We start from the raw sequence: 23,891 nt of genomic DNA, 5'->3' as shown, positions 1-23,891 counted from the left end.
CGCCCCCGCCCCGTCCCCCCCCCCCCCGGCCCCCCCCCCCCCACCCCACCTGGGGTGCGCCCCCCCCCCCGCCCGCCCCCCCACTACTGTTCACATTTCACTGCTGTTCGTAGGTGCCCACCAGCGTCGCCCGCGCCAGAGTGTGCGAGAACAGATTGAACCCGAGGAAGGCCGGGGTGGCTTCGGGCGGTACACCCAGCGATTCGACATCCACCGCGTGCACCACGACGAAATACCGATGCGGACCGTGCCCGGCCGGCGGTGCCGCGCCCACGTAGCCGGCGAAGCCGCCGTCGTTGCGCAGCATCACCGCGCCCGCGGGCAGCGTGCCACCCTCACTGCCCGCACCGGAGGGCAGTTCGGTAACCGAGGCGGGGATATCCGCCACCGCCCAGTGCCAGAACCCGGATGCGGTCGGCGCGTCCGGGTCGTACACCGTCACCGCGAAACTCTTCGTCTCCGCCGGGAAACCCGACCAGCTCAACTGCGGGGACACATCTTTACCGCCGGCCCCGAACACACCGCTGACCTGATCGTTGCCGAGCGGTGCACCGTCGGACACGTCGGCGGACGTCACGGTGAACGACGGCACCGAGGGCAGGGCGTCATAGGGGTTGTAGGTCATGAGAACCTCTCTCGAATCGGATCAGCTGTGCAACAGAAAGTGTTCCAGGACATCGGTACCGAATTCGAGGGCATCGACCGGCACCCGTTCGTCGACGCCGTGGAACAGCGCCGCGAAATCCAGTTCCGGCGGCAACCGCAGCGGCGCGAATCCGAAGCACCGGATCCCCAGATGCGCGAACGCCTTCGCATCGGTACCGCCGGACAGCATGTACGGCACCGTCCGCCCGTGTGGATCGTGCGCCAGGATGGCCTCGTTCATCGCGTCGACCAGATGGCCGTCGAAAGTTGTTTCGTAGGAATCGAGTTTCGTGACCCATTCGCGCTCCACATCCGGGCCGATCAGCTCGTCCACTTCGCGTTCGAACTCGGCCAGACGACCGGGCACCACCCGGCAGTCCACCACCGCCTCCGCGGTCTGCGGGATCACATTCGCCTTGTATCCGGCGTTCAGCATCGTCGGGTTGGCCGTATCGCGCAGGGTGGCACCGATGATTCTGGATATCGAGCCCAGCTTCGCCAGCGTGCCCTCGATATCCTTACTGCCCGGGTCGAACGCGAGCCCGGTTTCCTCCGATACCGCCGCGAGGAACTCGGCCACGGAATCGGACAGCACGAGCGGGAAGGTATGCGTCCCCAGCCGAGCCACTGCCGCGGCCAGGATGGTCACCGCGTTGTCCTCGTGCAGGAACGACCCGTGCCCGGCCCGGGCCTTGGCCCGCAACCGCATCCAGCCCAGTCCTTTTTCCGCGGTCTCCACCAGGTAGAGCCGGCGTTCGCCGCCGTCGGGACGGGGCACCGTCAGGGAGAAACCGCCGACTTCGCCCACCGCCTCGGTGATTCCGGCGAAAAGATCGGGCCGGTGCTCGACCAGCCACTGCGACCCCCATTTCCCGCCGTTCTCCTCGTCGGCCAGGAACGCGAACACCAGATCGCGTGGCGGCACGGTGCCCTCGATCTTGAACTGGCGGGCGATCGCCAGCATCATCCCGACCATATCTTTCATATCGATGGCCCCGCGGCCCCAGACGTACCCGTCCTGTACCGCACCGGAGAAGGGGTGCACACTCCAATCGGCCGCCTCGGCCGGCACCACATCGAGGTGCCCGTGCAACAGCAACGCGCCGCGGCTCGAATCGGCCCCTGGCAGCCGCGCGAAGACATTGCCTCGGCCGGGCGCACCGGATTCCACATATTCCGTCGTGTAACCGGCATCTTCCAACTGCCGGACGACCCACTCGGCACACTCGCGCTCCCCCTTGGTGGTCGCCGGGTCGCCCGTGTTCGAGGTGTCGAAACGGATCAGCGAACTGACCAGCTCCACCACCTCCGACACGGCACGGGAACGAGCGGAGCCAGAGTTATCACCTGTCGCGGCCACGCACCCTTCCTACCATCAAGCACGTCCTTGATTCTTTTCGGTCTTGTGTGGTGCGGCTTGCGTGTTGGGAATCAGGAGTGGGTGTGGCGATATATATTTCCATGCGCATATCTACGTATGAGCATTATTTCTGGAAGGTCCTCGCTGGGTCCGGATTCCCAGCACACAGCCCCCGGAGCGAGTTGCCTTCACAGGCACCTGGACGCACTACCGATATTGCGTGAAGGCCTTGCGGATCAACGCCTTCAGGCACTCCCCCACCCGGATAACTCCGCCGCCGGTGCCTCCCGCAGGCGTAGCACGACCCTACTTGTCGGGCAGCTCGCCGAGTACCCGGCGCAGATGGTCGCGACTCTCCCCCGGAGTGGGTGCGATGACACTGAGCTTGTTCATCACCGTCATATACACCTCCACCTCGTGCTTCTTCTCGAGGTAGTGCGAGGTGGTCAGCTGTTCCATATAGACCATGTCCGGCAGCTCGGGCTCCGGGAAGCGCAGAATGCTGAACGAACCGCCCGCGGCGGGATGCCCACCCACCTCGTAGGGCAGCACCTGGATCTTCACATTCGGCCGGTCGGAAACGGCGATCAGGTGTTCGATCTGGTCGCGCAACACCGGGTACCCACCGACCGGGCGGCGGAGCGCGTTCTCGTCCACCACCGCCCACAGTGTGGGGGCCGAGGCGCGGCTGAGGATCTCCTGACGCCGCATCCGCACCCCCACCCGGCGTTCGGTGTCCTCCTCGTTGAACAGTTTGATCACAGAACGCGCATAGGCCTCGGTCTGCAGCAGGCCGGGGACGAACTGCGCCTCATAGGTGCGGATCGTGGTCGCGGCCTGTTCGAGGCCGATATAGGTTTCGAACCACGGCGGCAGCAGATCGTTGAACGGTTGCCACCAGCCCGGATCGTTCGCCTTCTTCATCAACTCCAGATAGACGGAAAGCTTCTCCGGATCGTCGACACCGTAGAGCTTCAGCAGATCCAGCAGATCGCGTTCCCGGAACCGGGTGCGACCCAATTCGAGGCGGCTGATCTTGGCGTGCGAACCACGGATATGTTCCCCGGCGTCCTCGCGGCTGATGCCGCACGCCTCACGCAGCTGCCGCAGCCGGCTACCCAGCGATATACGCAATACGGTAGGCCCGCGGTCGGCTTCTGCCTTATCCGGGAGATCGGAATCGTCCTGCTCGTTAGTCATGATCGCCTCTGGCCAGTTCGTGCTGTGCTGCATCGTACGGCGCCCGCCACCGACGAACCGCACCGGTCGGCAGGCGATCCTACTCCGTGGTAGGGACAAAATTTCGGTAACGCGCCCGCGTCGGGCGGATCCGGCATCTGCACGGCAACCCGCTGCCGTGCACCTCGGCTCGAATTCTACAGCGCCGCATATCCGTAGCTTCTCGCAAGTTCACGCGCGGTATCGGGATTGTTTGCGTAAACTCCCCCACGACACGACGATCCGGCCTCACAACCACGAAGACCTGGGGAGATGACACCGATGAGGGCACCGGAAGCAGGTGCGGGTACTGCGGAAGCCGTACCCAGCATACTGCGCGCCCGCCCGAATCGCGACAACCGACCGGCCGGTCCGGGAACGCCACCCCCCGCGAGTTCATGCGCCGGAAAGCGGCACCGGCCGGTGGCGGCGACAACGACCCGGCACTTTCCCGCCGATCCGCTCTCCGGCTACCCCTCAGTCAACGTGTCCGGTATCTGTAAGCCTTTGGGCAGCAAGCACTTCCCGTCGTGTCTCCGAGTTGTCCCGGCCTGTTCTGCATCGGCACGGACCGCTAGGCTCGCGCGCAACCATCCGGGCCCGGATTCGCCGCGACCGCAGCGGCATTTCGAGAACGAATCACCACCTGGCACACCGAGAAAACTGGAGGACCGTATGTCCGACGAAGCCACCGCCATCGAGATCCGCAAGAAACTGACCGAGGTCCTCACCCATTCCAGGATCGACCTCGCGACCTCCAAAGACGGTGTCAACTGGGCGACCAGCGCGTTCTTCGCCAACCTCGACGAAGACCTCTTCCGCCTCACACTCATCCTCGAGAACAGCGGACGCACGCTGGATCAGCTCAGGGCCAACCCCAACGTAGGGGTGAAGGTCGTGCCGGGCGGTATCGCCGATCCGTTCGCGCAGGGCCTCGGCACGGTGACCCTGCGCGACGACAGCGAGCGCGACGAGACATTCCAGGCACTGCTGCGTAAAGAACCACAGGTCGAACCGTTCTTCGCCGCTCCCGTCACCGCGATCGTCATCGATATCGACTGGTGGCGGGTCACCCACCTGGGGGGCGGCTGGCTGCCGGGCAAGGTACTCGAACGCGGTAACGGAGCCTGAGCGCACGCCCGCTGCCGCACGGTCCTACCATCACGCTGTTCGATCGATAATGCAGAGAGAGGTTTTCATGGCCGAACCGGCTCCTCGGACGGGGGTTCGCGCACCGGTCGGGGTGGACACCACCCGGCCGAGTATCGCCCGCGTCTACGACTACAGCCTCGGCGGCAAGGACAACTACGACGTCGACCGTGCGGCGTTCGAGCAGATCCTGGAATACGCCCCGCGGCAGGGCGATGTCTCCCGGATGAACCGGCGCTGGCTGCATCGGGTCGTCAGATACCTGGCCGGGCCGGCCGGAATCGACCAGTTCCTCGATATCGGCGCCGGACTGCCGACCGTGGGCAACACTCATCAGATCGCGCAGCAGGAGAATCCGGAAGCCAAGGTTGTCTACGTCGACAACGATCCGGTGTGCAACGCGCACGGACGAGTCCTGCTCGAGCAGAACGAGAACACCCATTTCGTCTCCGGCGACGTCCTCGAAAAGGGCACTCTGCTGGAGAACAAGAACGTTCTGCAGTACCTCGATCCGGACCGGCCGATCGCAATCATCCTGTGCGGGCTGCTGCACCACCTCGACGACGACCTCGACCCGCCGGGGGTCATGCGTGAATACATTTCCCGGCTACCGGCCGGATCGTATGTCGCGATCACCAATTTCTGGGATCCGGCCGACGAGAACCCCGAACTCCACGCACTCGCGAAAAAACTCGAGCGAGCCTTCACCGAAATGGGGCTGGGCTCGGGGTGGTATCGCACCCGGGAACAGCAGCTCGAATACTTCGAGGGCCTGGAGCTCATACCGCCGGGGTTCACCGAGCTCGAGGATTGGTGGCCGTCGGGACCGCCCACCCGGCAGCGGCTGCCGGAGGAACGGGTCGTGATCGGCGGGGTCGGGTACAAACCCGGCGCTCCCGCTGTGCGGCTGCACAGTATCGACGGAGACGGGTAGCCGGTCCGGGTGCGGCCGAGCCGCGCTGCGGTAGCGTACTTCTCGAATCGGGTTGACCGGCACAGCTTTCCGCGGCCCGCCCAGGGGCACCTACCGCAGCACAGCACCCGCTCCGCAGCGCAACGATGCGAAGTACGTTGCCGTGCACGGTGTCACGACATTGCCCACCACGCGGCGACGTTCTACGCTGAGTGATCCGACTCACACTTCGTTCGTCTTGTTCATTTCGTGTAGAGAGAGGTCGATATGGCCGAGCCGGCTTCCCGGATCCGCCCCCGCAAACCCGTCGGGGTGGACACCACCCGCGCCAGTATCGCCCGCGTCTACGATTACAGCCTCGGCGGTAAGGACAACTACGACGTCGACCGGTCCGCCTACCAGCAGATCCTGGAAGTCGCGCCGCGGCAGGGCGATGTCTCCATCATGAATCGCCGCTGGTTGCATCGCGTGATCCGGTATCTGGCCGGGACTTCGGGTATCGACCAGTTCCTCGATATCGGTGCCGGACTGCCCACGGTCGCCAATACGCACGAGATCGCCCAGCAACTCAACCCCGACGCACAAGTGGTCTACGTGGACAACGATCCCGTGTGCAATGCACACGGGAGGGTGCTGCTCGAGCAGAACGAAAACACTCATTTCGTCTCGGCGGACCTGCTCGAAGAGGGCACGTTGCTGCGCGCAACCGAAATCACCAAGTTTCTGGATATGGACCGGCCACTCGGGCTCATCCTGTGCGGCTTACTGCACCATATCGACGAGCAGTTCGACCCGGTCGGCTTGATGCGCGAGTACGTCGAACTACTCCCCGCAGGCTCCTATCTGGCGATCAGTCATTTCTACGACCCCGGCCCCGAGGACCCCGAACTGCACGCGCTGGCCCGTGAACTCGAACGGCGGTTCACCGAAAAGGGGCTGGGCTCGGGGTGGTATCGCACCAGCGAGCAAATCCTCGAATACTTCGGCGGTCTCGAACTCATGGCGCCGGGTCTGGTCCAGCTGGACGATTGGTGGCCCGCTGGCCCACCGCTGCGTGAACAGTACCCAGAGGAGAAGGTCATGGTCGGCGGTATCGCCTACAAACCCTGATGCCCCGGCGTAACTCTGCGCCGGGGCTGGTGACTTCGATCAGGCACTTCGAAATGTAGCGCGAACCCGGCCGCGGACCATATACGACCGGGTGGAAACGCAGCCCGCTCAGCTGTTCACGGCCAGTAACTCAGCCGTTCACGGCCTGGAAAGCAGCGAGCACCGCGGCCGGGATACGGCCGCGTGCCGATACCTCGTGACCGTTGCGCTGGGCCCATTCCCGGACCACCCTCGCCGAGGCCGACCGGCCCGGCCGTTCCCGTTTGGTTCGCCCGGCTCGTCCGGCCCTGCGGGCGAACGGGGTCCATTTTCCGAAGACTGCGCGCAATTCCCCCGCGTTGGCTTCGGTCAGGTCGATCTCGTACGTCACGCCCTCGAGTGCGAACACCACCGTTTCGGCTGCGGGTGATTCGCCGTCGAGGTCATCGATCAAACTGATGACGACCTTGCGCGCCATGGGCCTGTTCCTCCGATCCCCGAATACATTGCCACCTATGACATCAACAACCCCGCGGCTGTGCGAAATCCGGGCCTGCCCGCAGCACCGGCACCGCTACCCCACCCGGGGGATGTGAGCATACCGCTATGGTCGAACGCCCCGACGCCGGGGCGGAATTCGGGCCGGCGGACTACGGTGACGGGCAGACCAGAGAGGATCGGCCGGATGAACACACACCGCGAGGACGAACCCGAGACCCTGGAGTTCGGGCTCCCGCACCTGGCGATGACCGCGCTCGCCTGGGGCGCTCCGGACGGCCGGCTCGCGCTGTGCCTGCACGGTTTCCCGGACAGTGCGTGGACCTGGCGCCGGCTCGGGCCCGCGCTCGCCGACCGCGGTTTCCGCGTGATCGCCCCCTTCACCCGGGGGTACGCGCCGACGGCGGTACCGGCCGATGGTGTCTATCACCTCGGCGCCCTCGCCTACGATGCCCTCGCGGTCCATCGCGCGTTCGGCGCTCCGGACGATGCCGTGCTGATCGGCCACGACTGGGGAGCGTTGACCGCCAATACGGTTGCCGCAGATCCGGACTGCCCGTTCCGGCGGGTGGTCTCGCTCGCGGTTCCTCCGGTACCCGGTATGCGGCCGCGGCGGGTGGCGACCCCCCGGTCGGCGGGGGCGTATCTGCGTCAGCTGCGGTACAGCTGGTACATCGTGTTCAACCAGCTGCCCGGTGTCGCCGAACGCGCACTCGACCGGCTGGTCCCCCGGCTGTGGCACGACTGGTCCCCGGGCTACCCGGCGGCCGCCGATATCGCCCATGCGCTCGACGCCATGCCCACGGGTGCCCATCGGACCGCCGCACTGTCCTACTATCGCGCCTTCCTGCGGATGACCGCGAAGGTTCCCGAACCGTATGCCGGGCCACACCGGTTCTGGGATCAGGCACCTCGGGTGCCGATGCTGTATCTGCACGGTTCCGCGGATACGACACTGCATCCGGCATTCACGGCCGGGGTAGCCGATGTTCTTGCTCCGGCAGGCGGGATCGTCGATATGGTCCCGGAGACCGGGCACTTCCTGCACCTGGAGCAGCCCGATACGGTCGCCGGGCTGATCGGTGACTTCCTCACCGACGGTTCCGCGCCGCGGGGCTGATCGGTTGCGGTGTCCGGGTGCCGGCCACCGCGGGATGTTCCGGCCGCCGATCTCCGCCGGCTCGCATCGTCCTCGATGTGCACGCGGGCCGGATATGTTTCCCATCACAGACGCGATAATCCCGCTTCCGCAACTATCACGGGAGCCCATATCATCGCGCGGTGGCAAGTGAGGTGGAAACAGGCACGCTGATCGAGCGCTTCGTGCTCGCGGTCTGCGATCCAGGACGGTGGAAAGGGGTGGACCGGCTCGCCGAGCTGGATTTGACCCTGGCCCAGGCCCGAGTGCTGTTCAGCGTCGTCCGGCGCAGCGAGCCGCAACCGATCCACACCATCGCGGGTGAACTCGGCCTGTCGATGACTGCCGCCGGCCGCAATGTCGACCGGTTGGTGCGCCTGGGGCTGCTCACCCGAGAGGAGAGCCCCACCGACCGGCGGGTCAAGCTGGTCGGCCCGACCGAACACGGGCGTCAGCTCGCCTGGGACCAGATCGCCATCCACCGCGCGACGATCGACCAGGTTGTTCACCACCTGCCCGAACCACTGCGCGCCGACCTCGTCCGGGTCCTCACCGCCGTCCTCGAGTCCGGGGCCGTCCACAACGTCGTGGCGTGCCCCCCAGCATCTTCAGGAGATAATCAGTGAACGCAAGTCCAGCCCCCGCGCCCGCCGCGGGGGCCTCGGAGAGAATCGACGCATCGGTGCTGAAACTGGCCGGTGTCGTCGTTCTCGGATCCATCATGTCCATCCTGGACATCACGGTGGTGAACGTCGCCATGCCGACGTTCCAGTCCGAATTCGACGTCGCCAACTACTCCACGGTCGCGTGGACGGTCACCGCCTACACCCTCGCGCTTGCCACCGTGATCCCGCTGACCGGCTGGGCGGCGGATCGCTTCGGTACCAAACGCCTCTACATGATGGCGCTGCTGCTGTTCACTGCCGGATCGGTGCTGTGCGCGCTGTCCTGGAACATCGGCGCGCTCATCGGCTTCCGCGTGATCCAGGGTCTCGGCGGCGGTATGCTCATGCCGCTCGGTATGACCATCATGACCAAAGCCGCCGGGCCCGAGCGGATGGGCCGGTTGATGGCCATCCTCGGCGTACCGATGCTGCTGGGCCCGATTCTCGGCCCGATCCTGGGCGGCTGGCTGATCGAGGATGCGTCCTGGCACTGGATCTTCCTGATCAACCTGCCGCTCGGCGCGATCGCCATCGTCTACGCCTGGTTCGCCCTACCCAAGGACGAGGCCCAACCCACCGAGAAGTTCGATTTCGTGGGCATGCTGATGCTGTCGCCGGGACTGGCGCTGTTCCTGTACGGCATCTCCTCCATCCCGGAGGAAGGCACCGTCAACACCCCGAAGGTGTGGGCGACCATGCTGGTCGGCGGCGCGCTCGTGGCCGCGTTCGTCGTCTATTCGTTCAAGCCGAAGAATCCGCTGTTGGATCTGCGGCTGTTCCAGAACCGCGATCTGACCGTCGCCACCATCACCATGTTCCTGTTCTCGGCGTCGTTCTTCGGCGGTCTGCTGCTGATCCCGACCTACTTCCAGCAGGTTCGGGGTGAGAGCGCGCTGATGGCGGGCCTGCTGGTGGCGCCGCAGGGACTCGGGTCACTGCTCACCATGCCGATCGCCGGCATGCTCGTGGACAAGATTCCGGTGGGCCGGGTCGTCCCCGTCGGTCTGGCGATTCTCGCCGCGACCATGTTCGGGCTGACCCAGATCGGCGCCGAGAGCTCCTACTTCTACGTCCTCGGCGTGCTGTTCGTCATGGGTCTCGGTATGGGCCTGACGATGATGCCGCTGATGACCGCCGCGCTGCGCACTCTGAAGGAGGCGCAGGTGGCCCGCGGGTCCACGCTGCTGAACATCATCCAGCAGATCGCCAGCTCGGTGGGTGTAGCGGTGATCTCGGTGGTGCTCACCAACCGGATGCAGAGCTCCGAGGCGGTCTCGGCCGGTCAGGCGATGATGGAGGCGCAGAAGGCCGGCGCACAACCGGATCCTTCGGTGTTGCAGTACCTGGCGGGCCTGGGGGACCAGTTCGAGGAGGTCATGCTGGGCGAGATGGCGGATGCCTACGCGACCAGCTTCTGGGTCGCCTTCGTGCTGTGTGTCGTGACGGTCGTCTTCTCGCTGCTGCTGCCGCGTAAGGCGAGTGCGGTGCCGGAGTCCGGCGAGAACGCTCCGGCGCCGGTGCTGATGCACTGATTCCGCCGGTACCCAGCGCACCGCCCGCCCGAACCCAGCCGGTTCAGGCGGGCGGTGCCGTATTCCGGAACCAGTCGAGGATCTGCGGAAGCGCCGCGCGTACGGTGCCGCCGTGGTCGAGATCGCCGAGTTCGATCAACTCGGTATCGGCGCCGAGCTGGGATTTCGTACAGCGCTGCGCATTCTCGAACGGCACGCTGCGGTCACCGAGGGCGGCGTACAACCGGACCGGAACCCCGGCCGACCAGTCGCAGACCGCATCACTGTCGGCCATGGCCCGCAGCGCGGCACCGGTGGGATTCAGCGCCAGGGACAGGAATTCCGGGGTGAGCAGTTCCTGGGGCGTCCGCGGGAGCCCCGCCCCGATCCTCAGTAGATCGTGGCGGCCGTCGAACAGTTCCTCGACGCGCTGCGCGTACGGTTGCCGGAACGCCTCGGCCGGGCGGTCGTACAGGTGGTAGATACGGTTCATCGCCGTGATCCAGTACGCGAGGTAAACCACCGCCTGCCGGGGATCCACCCGCCCGTCCAGCGCGGCCGGCGCTTGGACTTCCTGCACGGCGTAGGGCCCGCTCACGGCGGCCACCGCGCGGAGACCGAAACCGTCCACGTCTCCTTCGCGCAGATCGCGGGCCAGGGCGAGTGCGGCCTGCCCGCCCTGTGAGAAGCCGGTGACCAGGATCTCGGGGTGGAGGCCACGACCCTGCCGGTCGAGCAGTTCGCGGGCAGCGAGCAGCAGGTCGGCGGAGGCGGTGGCCTCCGACGGCGCGTGCGCATAGGGATGCGGTCCGGGCCCGGCGCCCAGTCCGAGGTAGTCCGGTGCCACGGCAAGATAGCCGGCGGCGGCGAACAGGGTCGCCTGGGCGCGGTCGGTTTCCCCCGCGGCGCTCGGTGCCTCGTCGCGGCGCACGATCGTGCCGTGCGCATAGGACACCGCACGCAGGCGCGGATCATCGGTATCGGGTACCACAACCAGCCCGCTGGCGGTGGTGGGGGCGCCGTCCGGGGTGATCGTCCGGTATTCGACCTGATACCGGCGTACGCCGTGGGCCTGCGGCAGTGGGTATTTCCACTTGTCGAGGTAGGCGCTGGTTTCCGGTCCGTTCATCGCCGGCATCGGGGTCGCCGATACGACCGCCCCACGGTCCACCGAAGCGGTCGGCTGCCGGTCGTCGGAAGAACCGCAAGCGGCGACCGGCGCCACGAGCACAGCAGTCAACAGCGTCAGCAGTACCCGGCCTGCGTGCACCGTTTCACCTCCCGGCGGGTAGACAGACAGTGGGGTGGACGCTACCGAAGCGATGCGCGACAACGCGAAACGACTACCGCGCCCGAGGCGATGACATCTTCGTGGATGCAGAAGTCATACCGGCGGACGAGCGGCGGGATATGGTGCGGCGCTTGATCGCGCTGTGCCATGTCGTCAACGAACTCGTAGATCTCGCCGAATCCGAACCGGCCCTGCACGGTCGCGCGGTGCGCGTCCAATCCGTGCTCCGCGATACGGTCGTGGATTTGGTCGCCAACGGCCGTGCGGGCCGGTCGGAAGCCGCCTGACGGCGAAGGCCGCGGCAATTACCGGAATTCCCAGTGGTGAATGCAGAAATAGACTGGAGTTGTGACCAAACCGACCCCATGGGGCGCGAGCACTGGGCACGGCGACGAACCGGCCGGTGAGGTGCGCACCGCCTCCGCAACGGCCTCCGGGAGCACGGCGGCCGGGAATTCCGCCGAGGCCAGGGCCCGGCGCTGGAACGAACGGCGCGCGACGGCCGCCCTCGTGCTCCAGCGTGCGCGTGATCGCGCCGGGGAGATCCGCACGGCGCCCCGGCTCGTCGGGAAATGGGGCTATATCTTCGCGGCCGGCGGCGCGATCATCACTTTCGTCCTGATGTTCCAGTACTGGATCATCGCGGAGGGGCCGGACGGGACGGCCGCCGCCACTCCGTTCGGCAAGATCGATTCGACGACCCGGTACCTGTCGGTGTGGTCGTCCCAGGGTCCACAGCCCACCGCCAACCTCACCGGCTGGTGGGCATTGCTCGCGAGCACCGCCATCGCGGTCACCGTCGCCGCGGTGGCCATCCATATCGTCACCGATTCACCGAAGTTCGCCCGGATCGCCACCGGTGCGTCTGCGCTGTCGGCGGCGCTCGTCGTGATGTCCGTGCTGTATCTCGCGCTGCGGCAGAAGAACCTCAAGGCCATGACGAACCGCCGCTGGGATCTGGGCGGCCAGGTCGGATCCTGGATCAACTGGGCATTCAACGACGGCACCAAACCGGTGGCGGGCCTGAACCAAGTCGAATACGTGGCTTCGGGTACCTTCACCACCGCCGCCATCGTCGCGGTGATCCTTGCCGTGAGTTCGGCGGTGGTCGCGATCGCCGCGCTGCCGCGCGATAGCGCGGGGTCGACCTGGATACCATTGCGCGTCAGCATTACCCGCACGGCAACATCGACCTCCGCGGACTCGCGGGCCGACGCCGCCGGTGCGCCCGCCGCTACGGACTCGCCGGCGACTTCTCCGCCTGCCCCGCCTACGGAAGCGGATTCACCGACGGGAGCGGATCGGCCCGAGGCCGGTGATCCGCCGTCGGCCGCGCCGGATACATCGCCACGCTAGGCGCGATCTGCCGGTGCGATTCGGCCTCGGCCGGCACAGCGACAACGTGCCGGCTCGGGATGCCAGGCCGGCGCGGCTCCCCCCGACCGCATGATCCGGGTTCACCGTGTGCGGGAACTGCCGCGTACCGGCCGCGCAGTGTAGTGTCGCGCGCGTGCCGGATCAGTTGCGGCACAGGCACGATTCCCGAATACCAATCAGCGGCCCTGTCGGCTCGAGCGATCGCGAGGCATATGTTCCCGAACCAGATGTCCACCGACTACCCTGTCGCCCCCATCCCGGACGAGGCCTACGGCCGGGGTGCGCCGCTACCGCCGCCCCGCGAACGCGATCTGGTGATCACCGCACTGCTGTGGTTCCTGCTCGCCACGCTGGCCATCGTCTCGGTGGTCATCTCCCCGTGGTTCCTGCTGGCGATGGGCGTCTGCGAAGGACGTACCGGCTGCAGTACCGATCCGAGTACGGGCAACTGGATCATTGTGCTGGGCGGCTGCTTCGGCTTCCTGCTCGGCGCGGCCACCTCGGTGAACGCGGCCCGCAGCGGGCGAGCGCTGTATCCGGGCGCGCTGATCGGGGTGGTATTGGTATTGGCCGCCTGGCTGGCCGGCTCGCTGCTGATGGGCTGAACCGGGGTGGATCGCGGACCCACCCCGGTCGCGCTCAGGGTCGCGCGGTGGCGAACCGGCGGTCGGTGTAGCGGCGCAGGTTGGCCAGGAACCGGCGGAACGCGATATTCATGAACGGTGCCGCCGCAAACGCGGTGAAACGCGCGGGACCGGCCAGCCGCTGCGCCAGGGTCCAGGTGAGCCGGCATCCTTCGGGTGTCGGCTCGATCCGGTAATCCTCGGCGAAGGCCGCCAGGGCGCCGGTGGAAGAACTGTTGAACCGGAACGCCATCCGGGTATTCGGTTCCCAGACCAGGAACTCCTCGTCACCCACCAGCCCGCCGCGCATATCGACCATTCGGGTAGTCCCGACACCGCGGGGTTCCGGGCTGGTCCAGGTGACCTTGGTGATCACGCTCGCCCACTGCGGCCAGGATTCGGCATCGGCCAGGACCTCGAACAACTGCGCGGGGGTGATGGCCAGATCCACGCTGTTACTGCACCGCACCGGCGCGTTCTCGATGAATTCGAGCCCGACCCGTTCACACGGACGCATCGTGCTCATCGCCGGCCACCGCCGATCCTGTGCTCCGGTCCCCGATTCGCACGCATTTCCATGCGCCTGTTCCTCTCCTCGCTCGGCACAGCCACGTAATACCGGCTGCGCACCGATGGTGACACCTGTCCAGTCGTATGTCCATATACGCCGGCCCGTCCGGTCGGCCGGACGGTTGGGACCGGTGGCAGGGAAAACCACCGCGTACTGGCCCGTGTCACAGAGTTGGGCGGAACAGTGCCCGCCGGGCCACCACGCGCAATAGCTTCCGGCGATGCGACACCCACGCCGCACGCACCGGATACTGCTCGCCACCGTGGCCACGCTCACCCTCGCACCCGTCGCGGTCTCCCCCGGCGCCCCCGCGCCCGGACACCCGGCTCCGGCCGCACCCGCCGCGCCGGAGCAACCGGGAACACAGGAAACGCGGATAACCGGGAGCCGGGCACTCGGTGGGCGAGCGGTCGAACTGGTCGTGCACTCGGCCGCGATGGGCCGGGAGATCCCGGTACGGGTACTGCCCGCCGCGGATCCGGCGGCCGCGGCCCCGGTGCTGTACCTGCTGAACGGGATCACCGGCGGCGGCGACGGGGGCAACTGGTTCGACCGCACCGATCTCACCGAGTTCTTCGGCCCTGAACAGGTCACCGTGGTCAATCCGATCGGCGGGGCGGGTAGCTATTTCACCGACTGGCGGGCCGACGACCCGGTGCTGGGCCGCCAGCGCTGGACCACGTTCCTCACCGCGGAACTGCCGCCGCTGATCGACGCCACGTACCGCGGCAGCGGGGCCAACGCGCTCGCCGGGGTCTCGATGGCCGCGGCGTCGGTGTTCCAGCTCGCTCTCGCCGCGCCCGGCCGGTACCGCGCGCTCGGTTCCTACAGCGGCTGTGTCCGGACCGGTGATCCGCTAGGCCGCGCGGTGGTCGAGCTGGTGGTGCGCAGTAACGGGGGCAATCCGTTCAATATGTGGGGTCCGCCGCAGGATCGCGCGTGGTCGGACAACGATCCGTTCCTGCACGCCGAGGACTTGCGCGGACTCGCCCTGTACATATCCGCCGGAACCGGCGAGCCCGGCGCCCTCGACACCATGGAAGGCCCGGGGATTCGGCGGAATCCGGGCAAGCTGCTCGACCAGCTGCTGATCGGCGGACTCCTGGAGACGGTAGCGGCGGGCTGCACGACCCGGCTGGGTACACGCCTGCACGAGCTGGGAATCCCGGCGACCGTGGCGTTACGGGCCGACGGCACGCATTCCTGGGGGTACTGGCAACGGGAACTGCACGATTCGTGGCCGATGTTCGCTGCGGCACTGAGCGTGGGAACGCAACCACACTGGGGTCCCTCACAATTCGGCCGGTAGGCCCTTGTGTGGTGACGGAAGGTTGTCCGGAAGCCATTCCAGACGACCGAATTACATCGGTAGCATCGGCACCGATGTCGTAGCGGCACCGGATATTTTGCGAACATTTGGCACTTCGGCCGGACTTTCATCGCAACTGATGTTTCCGGCGGCGTCGGCGGCGCACACCGCAGCTCACCCGGATCCGGGAGGACACATAGATGTCGGACATTGCGATAGTCGGTATCGGCTGCCGATTCGGAGGGGGTATCGACTCCCCGGAATCGTTCTGGGATTTCGTGGTCGACAAACGCGATGCCGTCGTCGAGATCCCGGCCGACCGCTGGGATTACCGGCGCTATTACGACCCGGAAAAACGCACACCCGGCCGTAGCTACACCAAACGCGGCGCGTTCCTCACCACCGACCCCTGGGAATTCGACCCCGATTTCTTCGGTATCTCCCCGCGCGAGGCCACCGGTCTCGACCCGCAGCAGCGCCTGCTCCTCGAAGTCGCCTGGGAAGCACTGGACGACGCCGGGGTCGCCGGTAAGGCCGGCGGGGAATCGGTCGGCGTCTACATCGGCGGATTCGTGGTCGACCAGTCCGTGGTCGGCGTGGTGGGCCCGGCGCTGGCACATGTGGATATGCACACCGCGGCGTCGGCCTCGTACACCATGCTTTCGAACCGGATCGCGTATGCCCTCGACCTGGTCGGGCCCGCGCTGACGATCGATACGGCCTGTTCCTCGTCGCTGGTGGCGTTCCATCTGGCCTGTCGGGCGCTCGAGAACGGCGACTGCACGATGGCCCTGGCCGGCGGTGTGAACGTCATGCTGCAGCCGGAGACCTTCGTCATGATGTGCAAGGGCGGATTCCTGGCGGCCGACGGGCGCTGCAAATCCTTCGATGCGGCCGGGGACGGCTACGGCCGCGGCGAAGGCGGCGGCGTCGTCGTGCTCAAGAAACTCGACGAGGCACTGCGTGATGGTGACCGCGTCTACGCGGTGGTCAAGGCAACCGGTTCGAACCAGGACGGGCGCACCGCGGCCATCACCGTGCCGAACGCCGATTCCCAGGAGGCGCTGGCGCGGGCGGTCTGCGCGCGGGCTGGACTCTCGCCCGAAGAGATCACCTATGTCGAGGCGCACGGAACCGGCACACCAGTGGGCGACCCGATCGAGCTACGGGCGCTGGGGACGGTATACGGCGCGGCCGGGGGCCGCTCGGCTTCGCTCGGCGTGGGTTCGCTGAAGGCCACGCTCGGGCATACCGAGGCCGCCTCGGGGATCGCCGGTGTCATCAAATCGGCGCTCGCCCTGCACCATCGCACCATTCCGCCGCAGGGTTGGCTCGACGAACCCAATCCCGATATCCCGTTCGCCGAGCTCAATCTGCATATCCAGCTCGAGCCGAGGCCGCTGCCGGCGGAGGCGGGCCCGATGACGATCGCGGTGAACGGCTTCGGCTACGGCGGCACCAACGCACACACCATCCTGCAGGAGTTCCGGCCGGTCGCCGGGACTCCCGCGGACCGCGACCGCCATCATCTCGGGGTGCTGCCGCTCTCGGCGCGTAGCGCACCCGCGGTCCGTGCCATCGCCGGCCGGTTTGCCGATCTGCTCGAAGCCGGCGCGGACCCCGATCATCTGGCCGAAGCCGCTTGGACCCGGTTGGCGCACCACCAGTTCCGGACCGGAGTACCGCTGCGGGACCGCGATGAACTCGTCGCGGAACTGCGGCAGTACGCGGGTGGGGAGGGCCGCGATGCCGTACGCACCGTCTCGCAGCGCACCGAGGAACCGGTGTTCGTGTTCGCCGGGATGGGGCCCCAGTGGTGGGGTATGGCCCGCGACCTGCTCGCGGCCGACGGTGTTTTCGCCGCGACCGCACGCACTGTGGACGCCGCGTTCGCCGAAGTGGCCGGCTGGTCCATCATCGAGGAATTGTCACTCCCGGAGGAGGAATCCCGGGTCACCGCGACCGAGGTCGCGCAGCCCGCGAATTTCCTGGTGCAGGTCGGGTTGGTGGCCGAACTCGCCCAGTACGGGATCACCCCCGCCCGCATCGTGGGCCACAGCGTCGGTGAGGTATCGGCCGCGTATGTGGCCGGGATGCTCACCCTGCGCGAAGCCGTCACCGTCGCTCATCACCGTTCCCGGCTGCAGGCCACCACCGCGGGGACCGGTGGGATGCTCGCTGCCGGCATCGGCGTGGAGAAGGTCCGCGAGTATTTCGGCGACGACGATGCGGTGGATATCGCGGCCGTCAACAGTCCCGGGTCGCTCACGCTGGCCGGTGATGTGGATCGCCTCGACGAAATCGCCGAAAAGCTCACCGAGGACGGCGCCTTCGCCCGCGCGCTGCGGGTCGAGGTGCCCTATCACAGCCGGTTCATGGACCCGATCCTCGGCGAATTGCGCACCGCGCTCGCCGATCTGGCCCCGCGGGCGCCGCGAATCCCGCTGGTGTCCACGGTGACCGCACAGGCGGTGGTGGAGGCCGCGGACGGTTTCGACGCCGAATACTGGTGTGCCAATGTCCGGCGGCCGGTGCGATTCGCCGACGCGATCGCCGGCCTGGTCTCCGCCGGGCACCGGGTGTTCGTCGAGGTCGGGCCGCATCCGGTGCTGTCCGGCAACATCCGTGAGGTACTGCTCGCCGCCGGTGAGAACGGTGCGACGGTCGCGACCCTGAACCGAAAAGAACGCGACGCCGACAGTATCCGCCGCACGATCGCCGGTGTGTACGCCGCCGGTGTCCTCGATATCGCGGCACTGTTCCCGCCGGATCGCCCCGCCACCGAACACCTGCCGCTGCCCCGGTATCCGTGGCAGAACACCCGGCTGCACAATCCGCTGCCACTGTTCGAACAACTGCGCCTCGGCAGCCCCGGCACCTACACGATGCTCGGCGACCCGGATATGGAGGGCCGGCCCGGCTGGATGCTGCAGGTCGGGACCGAACTGCTGCCGTGGCTGCCCGATCATGTCGTGGGCGGGCTGCGGATCATGCCCGGCGCGGCGTACCTGGACGCGGCGCTGAGTGCGGCCGCCACCCGTTCCGGTGACAAACAGGTCGCCCTCGAGGATGTGCGGTTCGTGGCGCCGCTGGTCATGGGGCAACCGGATGTGCCGTTCCTGGAGCTGGGAATCGAAGACGCCAGCGGGCGGTTCCTGATCCGGTCGCGCAGCGCCACCGGATCGGTGTGGACGGTGCATTCCACGGGCCGCATCCTCAACGGCAGTTACGAGACGATCGTGGATACGGTTCCGGAACCGGAGTCCGCGGTCGAGTTCGAACCCGAACTGTTCTATGCGGCGCTGGCCTCGCGCGGGCTGCAGTACGGTCCGGCTTTCCGGCGGGTCACGTCGGTGCGTGCCGGACGTGAAGCGGTGGTCGCCACCGTCGACGCGTCCATCGCCGCCGGCTCCGGGCATCTGGCGCATCCCGCGGTGGTGGACGCCGCCATGCAGACCGTGGCGCTGCTGTTCGCGCAGGACCGGCTCGGTGACGGCGCGCTGGTTCCGGTCGGGGTCGAAGCGGTGCGGATGTACCGGGAGCTGCCCGAGGAGGTGACCGTTGTCGCGCGGCGGGAACCGGAATCGGGACATCTCACGGATGTGCGGTTGCTCTGCGCCGACGGCACGCTGTGCCTGCATCTGATCGGGGTGCGCCTCGGCGCCCTCACCCCCGGCGGCAGCCCACTGCAGCGAATGGCCGATTTCTACTATTCGGACACCATGGAGCAGGCCGAACCGATCGATGCGGCGGCACTCGGCGAGACCGGCACCCCGGCGACTGTCGTTCTCGCACTCGGTGACAGCGACCGTGCCCGGGCACTCGCCGAGACACTCCCCGGTGCCCGGTACCGGCTCACCGCGGGGGACGATCCCGAGCTCGAAGCCGACCTGACCGGCCTGCTGCGGGCGGGCGCGGATGATCCCGGTACCGACCGGGTCCATCTGGTCGTCGTAGCGGGCCGCATCGAGGACGATCTGGCCGATCTGTGGACCCTGAAACGGATCGCGGTCGCCACCCACGAATTCGTCGCGCCCGGTGAAGGCGATACCCCGATCGTCGGTATCGGCGACGGATCCTGCCATGTCACGCTGGTGACCGAACTCGCCTTCGCCCTGCCGGACACACCCACACCACCGCTTTCGCACCAGGCCGCGCTGGCCGGCGCGCGCCGGGTCCTGCTGAACGAACAGCCGGCGCTGCGCTGGCGGCTCATCGATACCGAGCCCGGTACGCCGATCGACGACCTGGTCGCCGAACTGGGTGTTCCCGGCGCGTTCCAGTACGACAACTCCGACGAGGTCCTGCTGCGCGCCGGCGCTCGCTGGCTGCCGCGGGTCACCACCCCGCTGCAGGAACGTATCGACCTCCTGGAGACCGCCGAACCGCTCACCGACCCCGAGGCGGATTTCGAACTCGAGATTCCGAAATCGAAACTGCTGTCCGCGCTGGCCTGGCGGCGTACCCCGCGACGGGACCCCGGGCCGGGCGAGGTGGAGGTCGGGATGCGGATCATCGGTCTCAACTACAAGGACCCGCTCAAAGTCATGGGTATCCTCGGCGAACGCGAACTCGCCGCAACCTTTTTCGGCACCAGCCCCGGGATGGAAGGCGTCGGGGCCGTCACCCGGCTGGGCGAAGGGGTCACCGATATCGCGGTCGGCGATCTGGTCGCACTGGCCGCGAAGGGCATGATGCGGCGATATCACATCGTCGACCGCGCGGCCGTCATCCCGCTGCCCGCCGGTACCGATCCCGCGGTGTGCACCAGCACCACCGCCTTCGGCACCGCCGAATACTCCCTGCTCGACCTCGCCCGCCTCGAACCGGGCGAAACCGTCCTCATCCACGGCGCCGCCGGCGGTGTGGGTTCCGCCGCGATCCAGGTGGCCAAGGCACGTGGTGCACGGATCATCGGAACGGCGAGTACCGAGGAGCGGCGGGCGCATATCCGCGAACTCGGCGCCGACCATGCGTTGAATTCGCGGTCGCTGAACTTCGCCGACGACGTACTGGCCCTGACCGACGGCCTCGGGGTCGACGTGATTATCAGTTCGGCACCGGGTGAGGCCCTGCGGCAGAACTTCAAGGCGATCCGGGAATTCGGGCGCATCGTCGAGGTCGGCAAGGCCGACATCTACACCGGCGGCCTGCTCGAACTCGCCGTATTCGACAAGAACCTGTCCTACTTCTCGATGGACCTCGACCGCATGTGCCGGTTCCGGCCTCGGCAACTGGCGGATCTACTCCGCCGGGTGGTGGAGAAGTTCCGGACCGGCGAATACCGGCCGCTGCCCTACGAGTTGTACGGGACGCACGAGGTCGCCAAGGCGTTCGACGACACCATCCGGTCGACCAAGATCGGCCGGATCGCCCTGTCGATATCCGATGAAGCGCCGCCGGTCCGGCCGATGCTGCCCGAGCTCGATATCGACCCGGCCGGCACCTATCTCATCACCGGTGGATTCGGTGGTTTCGGTATGGCCACCGGAACCTGGCTCGTCGCCGAGGGCGCGCGCCGGCTGGTGCTGGTGGGTCGCAGTGGTGCCGCCACACCCGCGGCCCGCCGGCAACTGGCCGCCTGGCGGGCTGCCGACGTCACTGTGATCGAGGAACGGGCCGATATCACCGACGCCGAAGCGGTCACCGCCTTGGTGACCCGGGCGCACGATCCGCGGTATCCGCTGCGCGGCGTCTTCCACGCCGCGGGGGCGGTCGCCGACAACCGGGTCGAGCATATGGATGCCGGACAACTGGCGCGGGTCTACCGGTCGAAAGTGCACGGCGCGCGGATACTCCACGCGGCGGTCACCGGTGCCGGCGTGCGGCCGGATATGTTCGTCCTGTATTCCTCCGGCGGGTCCATGTTCGGGATCTTCGGTCAGTACAACTACACCGCCGCCAACCTGGCCGTGGAAGCCCTCGCCGAGGAATGGTCGCGGGCCGGGGAACGGGTGCTGTGCGTGGGCTGGGGCCATATGTCCGGCGCCGCCGGCGGTATGGCCGCCGACGAGAAGGTCGCGAAATACCTGGAACTGGCCGGTTTCGGGCCCATAGACATGGCCGACGGCACCCTCTACCTGGAACAGGCCCTGCGGCTGGGCGTCACCCGGGCCGCCGTCATCCCCACCGACTGGTCGAAACTGACTGCGGCGTTCCCGCAGATGGGTCGCACCGGGCGGCTGGCCGCGCTGGTGGCGGCTTCGGTCCAGGACAATTCGATGCTCGCGAAACTGAAAGCCGATCTGATCGCGCTCGACGAAGGTAAACGTGGACAGGCCATGGCCCGGATGCTCGCCGATCAGCTCGCCGTGGTGATGGGAGTACAACCCGACACCATCGACCTGACCGTTCCGGTGACCGAACTGGGCCTGGATTCGCTGATGGCCGTGGAATTCGGCTCCCGGGTCAGCAAACAGCTCGGCATCGAGCTCATGTCGTTGCAGATGGGGCGATCGTTCACCCTCGAACAGGCGGGTCCGAAAGTGGCCGAGTTGATTCAGGCCACCGATCCGGCGGCCGGTTTCGCGGCGTCCCTGCCGGGTGCCGCACCCGGCCCCGGGGGTGCTGGGGATGCCACGCCCGGTTCCTCCGGCAACGTGGCGGCCGCCACCCGGAATCCGGAAACCACGACCGGCAACGGAAACAGTGCTTCGCGCGGCAACGGCACCGGCACAGCAGCCGGATGCACCGGTACGGCGGACCGAGACGGTGCGACCGATCGGACGAACAGGACTGCACCGCAGGAAATTACAGGCAACGGCAGCGTGGGCGATCACGCCTCGATACCAGGCAGTGGAAGCGAGGTGACCACGGTCGGCAGCAACGGGGGTGCGGCGAGCAGCGACGGCGAGCCGCCAGCGGGCACCAGCAGCGAGCTGCCGGCAGACAACCACGGCGGGCCGGAAGCAGACAACGATGGCGGGGCGGCAGCACACAGCACCAGCGAACCGGCAGCGGGCAACAACCAACGAGCGGCAACAGGCGCCGAGCCGGTAGCAAGCAACAGCAGCCAATCCGGCGCAGGCAACGGCGCCGAGCCCGTCGACGGCGACAGCGTGTTGCTCGGGAACGAGGCACGTCAGTGAGCAACGGCGCCACCGTGGCCGCCCGGCCGGAGGCGGGCGCGTGGGCGGCCTTCGCCGGCTGTCTGCTCTCGGTGTTCATGCAGATGATCGATGTGACGATCGTCAACACCGCGCTGCCCGAGATCACCGCCGACCTGCACGCGAGTTCCGCACAGCAATTGCTCATCGTGTCCGGCTACTCCCTGGCGTTTGCCTGCACCCTGCTCGCCGCCGCCCGGCTGGGCGCCCGTATCGGGCGGCGGCGGATGTTCCTGTTCGCCGTCGTCGCCTTCACCGCGGCATCGGTGTGGTGCGGGACGGCGGACAGCGCGAACGAACTCGTGCCGGCCCGGATCGTCCAGGGCGTGGCCGGCGGGGGGATGGCGGCTCAGACCATCGCGATACTCACCGCCCTGTTCCCGCGCCGGATGCATACCCGGGTGTTCGCGCTCTACGGCGCCACCTCGGGTTTCGCGGGACTGCTCGGGCCTGTACTGGGCGGTGCCCTGGTGACTGCCGATATCGCCGGGCTGGGCTGGCACAGTATCTTCCTGATGAATCTGCCGCTGGGCGTCGTGGCTTTCGCCCTCGCCCGGCGTTTCCTGCACCTGGACACACCACCGCAGCGGGTACCGATGGACCTCCCGGGCGTAGTGCTCTGCGCGGCAACGCTGTTCGCCCTGCTGTATGCGCTGTCGGAAATCCATCTGCGCGGCTGGCGCCCGATTCCGTGCCTGATCGTCGTGATGGCGCTCGGCCTGGGCACACTCACCCTGCTGCACGAACGCGCCGCGGCCCGGCGCGACAGCGGGCCACTGATGCGATCGGACCTGTTCGCCGACCGCGGTTTCGCGGTCGGGTCGATCGTGATCACCGGGTTCTTCGGATTGTTCACCGCATTCGTATTCGCCATCTCCATCACCTTGCAGGATGTGCTGGAGTTCTCGGCGCTGCGCACCGGTATCGCGATGACCCCGTTCGCCCTCGGCGCGGGCGCCGGTGCCCTGCTGTCTCCGGTCCTGGTGAAACGGTGGGGGGTACGGGTGCTCGCGGGCGGGCTCGTGCTCTACGCGGCCTGTGTACTCGTGGGGGTGGTGTATGTGAACATCACCGGCGGACAGGTGAATATGTTGCTGTGTGCCGCACCGGTTTTCCTGTGCGGGTTCGGCGCCGGGGTTTTCGCGGTACCGCTGCAACCGCTCATGCTGGCCGGTCTCGACGATTCGCAGATGGCCGAAGCTTCCGGCCTGGTACCCACCATCGAGCAGATCGGCAACGGAGTCGGTCTCGCCGTGCTGGCGACTGTGTTCTTCCGCGCCCATACGCTCGGCGGCAGCACCGTGATGCTGTCGGCGATCGCGGTGGTCGCGCTGGTGCTGGCCGCCGTCACGCTGGCCCTTCCCGAACCGGCCATGCCGGACAACTCCGCCGCGGCGCCCGCGCCGGCGGTGCACTGAGGAACGAAAG

The 23,891-nt window shown here is 67.4% G+C and carries 18 protein-coding genes; 12 read left to right on the top strand and 6 right to left on the bottom strand.

Going from position 1 to position 23,891, the window contains the following annotated elements; translation table 11 throughout:
• Positions 1–97: 97 nt before the first annotated feature.
• The 3 genes from QH195_RS03435 to QH195_RS03425 all read right to left on the bottom strand — a co-directional run bounded on the left by QH195_RS03435 (position 98) and on the right by QH195_RS03425 (position 3,205).
• Positions 98–625, bottom strand: a complete 528-nt coding sequence (locus QH195_RS03435; RefSeq protein ID WP_280422827.1) for a YbhB/YbcL family Raf kinase inhibitor-like protein — start codon at positions 623–625, stop codon at positions 98–100.
• Positions 626–646: 21 nt separating this feature from the next.
• A complete protein-coding gene (locus QH195_RS03430; protein ID WP_280434292.1) occupies positions 647–2,005 on the bottom strand; it encodes a M20/M25/M40 family metallo-hydrolase in 1,359 nt (452 codons plus the stop codon).
• A gap of 306 nt (positions 2,006–2,311) precedes the next feature.
• Positions 2,312–3,205, bottom strand: coding sequence for a helix-turn-helix domain-containing protein (locus QH195_RS03425; RefSeq protein WP_280422829.1), 894 nt, complete (start codon positions 3,203–3,205; stop codon positions 2,312–2,314).
• A 693-nt stretch (positions 3,206–3,898) separates the two neighbouring features.
• Here QH195_RS03425 and QH195_RS03420 point away from each other — a divergent pair.
• The 3 genes from QH195_RS03420 (at position 3,899) to QH195_RS03410 (ending at position 6,395) form a co-directional block, all read left to right on the top strand.
• Entirely contained in the window at positions 3,899–4,354 is a 456-nt protein-coding gene (locus QH195_RS03420; RefSeq protein ID WP_280422830.1) for a hypothetical protein, read from the top strand.
• Positions 4,355–4,421: 67 nt separating this feature from the next.
• On the top strand, positions 4,422–5,306 hold the full coding sequence (locus QH195_RS03415; RefSeq protein ID WP_280422831.1) for an SAM-dependent methyltransferase: 885 nt from the start codon (positions 4,422–4,424) through the stop codon (positions 5,304–5,306).
• 246 nt (positions 5,307–5,552) lie between these two features.
• Positions 5,553–6,395 carry an SAM-dependent methyltransferase gene (locus QH195_RS03410; RefSeq protein WP_280422832.1) on the top strand — a complete coding sequence of 281 codons (843 nt, stop codon included), beginning with the start codon at positions 5,553–5,555 and terminating at the stop codon, positions 6,393–6,395.
• Positions 6,396–6,525: 130 nt separating this feature from the next.
• Here QH195_RS03410 and QH195_RS03405 read toward each other — a convergent pair whose 3' ends face one another.
• Positions 6,526–6,852, bottom strand: coding sequence for a histone-like nucleoid-structuring protein Lsr2 (locus tag QH195_RS03405; protein ID WP_280422833.1), 327 nt, complete (start codon positions 6,850–6,852; stop codon positions 6,526–6,528).
• A 207-nt stretch (positions 6,853–7,059) separates the two neighbouring features.
• Between QH195_RS03405 and QH195_RS03400 the strand changes: the two genes are divergently transcribed.
• The 3 genes from QH195_RS03400 to QH195_RS03390 all read left to right on the top strand — a co-directional run bounded on the left by QH195_RS03400 (position 7,060) and on the right by QH195_RS03390 (position 10,207).
• Positions 7,060–7,992, top strand: coding sequence for an alpha/beta fold hydrolase (locus tag QH195_RS03400; RefSeq protein WP_280434291.1), 933 nt, complete (start codon positions 7,060–7,062; stop codon positions 7,990–7,992).
• A gap of 161 nt (positions 7,993–8,153) precedes the next feature.
• Positions 8,154–8,636, top strand: coding sequence for a MarR family winged helix-turn-helix transcriptional regulator (locus QH195_RS03395; protein WP_280422835.1), 483 nt, complete (start codon positions 8,154–8,156; stop codon positions 8,634–8,636).
• Complete coding sequence (locus QH195_RS03390) at positions 8,633–10,207, top strand: DHA2 family efflux MFS transporter permease subunit (RefSeq protein WP_280434290.1); 1,575 nt, start codon at positions 8,633–8,635, stop codon at positions 10,205–10,207. The genes QH195_RS03395 and QH195_RS03390 overlap by 4 nt, the downstream gene beginning before the upstream one ends.
• A gap of 43 nt (positions 10,208–10,250) precedes the next feature.
• Here the strand turns inward: QH195_RS03390 and QH195_RS03385 are convergent, their stop codons facing one another.
• Complete coding sequence (locus tag QH195_RS03385) at positions 10,251–11,456, bottom strand: alpha/beta hydrolase (RefSeq protein ID WP_280434289.1); 1,206 nt, start codon at positions 11,454–11,456, stop codon at positions 10,251–10,253.
• 101 nt (positions 11,457–11,557) lie between these two features.
• Here QH195_RS03385 and QH195_RS03380 point away from each other — a divergent pair, with 101 nt between their 5' ends.
• The 3 genes from QH195_RS03380 (at position 11,558) to QH195_RS03370 (ending at position 13,459) form a co-directional block, all read left to right on the top strand.
• Positions 11,558–11,764, top strand: coding sequence for a hypothetical protein (locus QH195_RS03380; protein WP_280434288.1), 207 nt, complete (start codon positions 11,558–11,560; stop codon positions 11,762–11,764).
• 61 nt (positions 11,765–11,825) lie between these two features.
• Positions 11,826–12,833, top strand: coding sequence for a hypothetical protein (locus QH195_RS03375; RefSeq protein ID WP_280434287.1), 1,008 nt, complete (start codon positions 11,826–11,828; stop codon positions 12,831–12,833).
• 248 nt (positions 12,834–13,081) lie between these two features.
• Positions 13,082–13,459 carry a hypothetical protein gene (locus QH195_RS03370; protein WP_280422840.1) on the top strand — a complete coding sequence of 126 codons (378 nt, stop codon included), beginning with the start codon at positions 13,082–13,084 and terminating at the stop codon, positions 13,457–13,459.
• Positions 13,460–13,493: 34 nt separating this feature from the next.
• On the opposite strand, the gene QH195_RS03365 is transcribed toward QH195_RS03370, so the two are convergent.
• Positions 13,494–13,994 (bottom strand): SRPBCC family protein, encoded by a 501-nt coding sequence (locus tag QH195_RS03365; RefSeq protein WP_280422849.1) that lies wholly within the window; start codon positions 13,992–13,994, stop codon positions 13,494–13,496.
• Positions 13,995–14,268: 274 nt separating this feature from the next.
• On the opposite strand from QH195_RS03365, the gene QH195_RS03360 reads away from it, so the two are divergent.
• The 3 genes from QH195_RS03360 to QH195_RS03350 all read left to right on the top strand — a co-directional run bounded on the left by QH195_RS03360 (position 14,269) and on the right by QH195_RS03350 (position 23,881).
• Positions 14,269–15,357, top strand: a complete 1,089-nt coding sequence (locus QH195_RS03360) for an alpha/beta hydrolase (protein ID WP_280434286.1) — start codon at positions 14,269–14,271, stop codon at positions 15,355–15,357.
• Between the two features lie 200 nt (positions 15,358–15,557).
• Positions 15,558–22,445, top strand: coding sequence for a type I polyketide synthase (locus QH195_RS03355; protein WP_280434285.1), 6,888 nt, complete (start codon positions 15,558–15,560; stop codon positions 22,443–22,445).
• Positions 22,442–23,881, top strand: coding sequence for an MFS transporter (locus tag QH195_RS03350; RefSeq protein ID WP_280434284.1), 1,440 nt, complete (start codon positions 22,442–22,444; stop codon positions 23,879–23,881). Before QH195_RS03355 ends, QH195_RS03350 begins: the two co-directional genes overlap by 4 nt.
• Positions 23,882–23,891 lie beyond the last annotated feature (10 nt).

It is taken from the genome of Nocardia carnea (genome assembly GCF_029868855.1).
Taxonomy (GTDB): Bacteria; Actinomycetota; Actinomycetes; order Mycobacteriales; family Mycobacteriaceae; genus Nocardia; species Nocardia carnea_A.
The sequence above is the reverse complement of the archived record's forward strand: the minus strand, read 5'-3'. Positions and strand labels throughout refer to the sequence as shown.

Bases quoted from the DNA above. Each gene is read 5' to 3' on its own strand.
- QH195_RS03435 (WP_280422827.1), bottom strand. From the start codon at position 625: ATGACCTACAACCCCTATGACGCCCTGCCCTCGGTGCCGTCGTTCACC.
- QH195_RS03425 (WP_280422829.1), bottom strand. From the start codon at position 3,205: ATGACTAACGAGCAGGACGATTCCGATCTCCCGGATAAGGCAGAAGCC.
- QH195_RS03420 (WP_280422830.1), top strand. From the start codon at position 3,899: ATGTCCGACGAAGCCACCGCCATCGAGATCCGCAAGAAACTGACCGAG.
- QH195_RS03415 (WP_280422831.1), top strand. From the start codon at position 4,422: ATGGCCGAACCGGCTCCTCGGACGGGGGTTCGCGCACCGGTCGGGGTG.
- QH195_RS03410 (WP_280422832.1), top strand. From the start codon at position 5,553: ATGGCCGAGCCGGCTTCCCGGATCCGCCCCCGCAAACCCGTCGGGGTG.
- QH195_RS03405 (WP_280422833.1), bottom strand. From the start codon at position 6,852: ATGGCGCGCAAGGTCGTCATCAGTTTGATCGATGACCTCGACGGCGAA.
- QH195_RS03400 (WP_280434291.1), top strand. From the start codon at position 7,060: ATGAACACACACCGCGAGGACGAACCCGAGACCCTGGAGTTCGGGCTC.
- QH195_RS03370 (WP_280422840.1), top strand. From the start codon at position 13,082: ATGTCCACCGACTACCCTGTCGCCCCCATCCCGGACGAGGCCTACGGC.
- QH195_RS03365 (WP_280422849.1), bottom strand. From the start codon at position 13,994: ATGCGTCCGTGTGAACGGGTCGGGCTCGAATTCATCGAGAACGCGCCG.
- QH195_RS03360 (WP_280434286.1), top strand. From the start codon at position 14,269: ATGCGACACCCACGCCGCACGCACCGGATACTGCTCGCCACCGTGGCC.
- QH195_RS03355 (WP_280434285.1), top strand. From the start codon at position 15,558: ATGTCGGACATTGCGATAGTCGGTATCGGCTGCCGATTCGGAGGGGGT.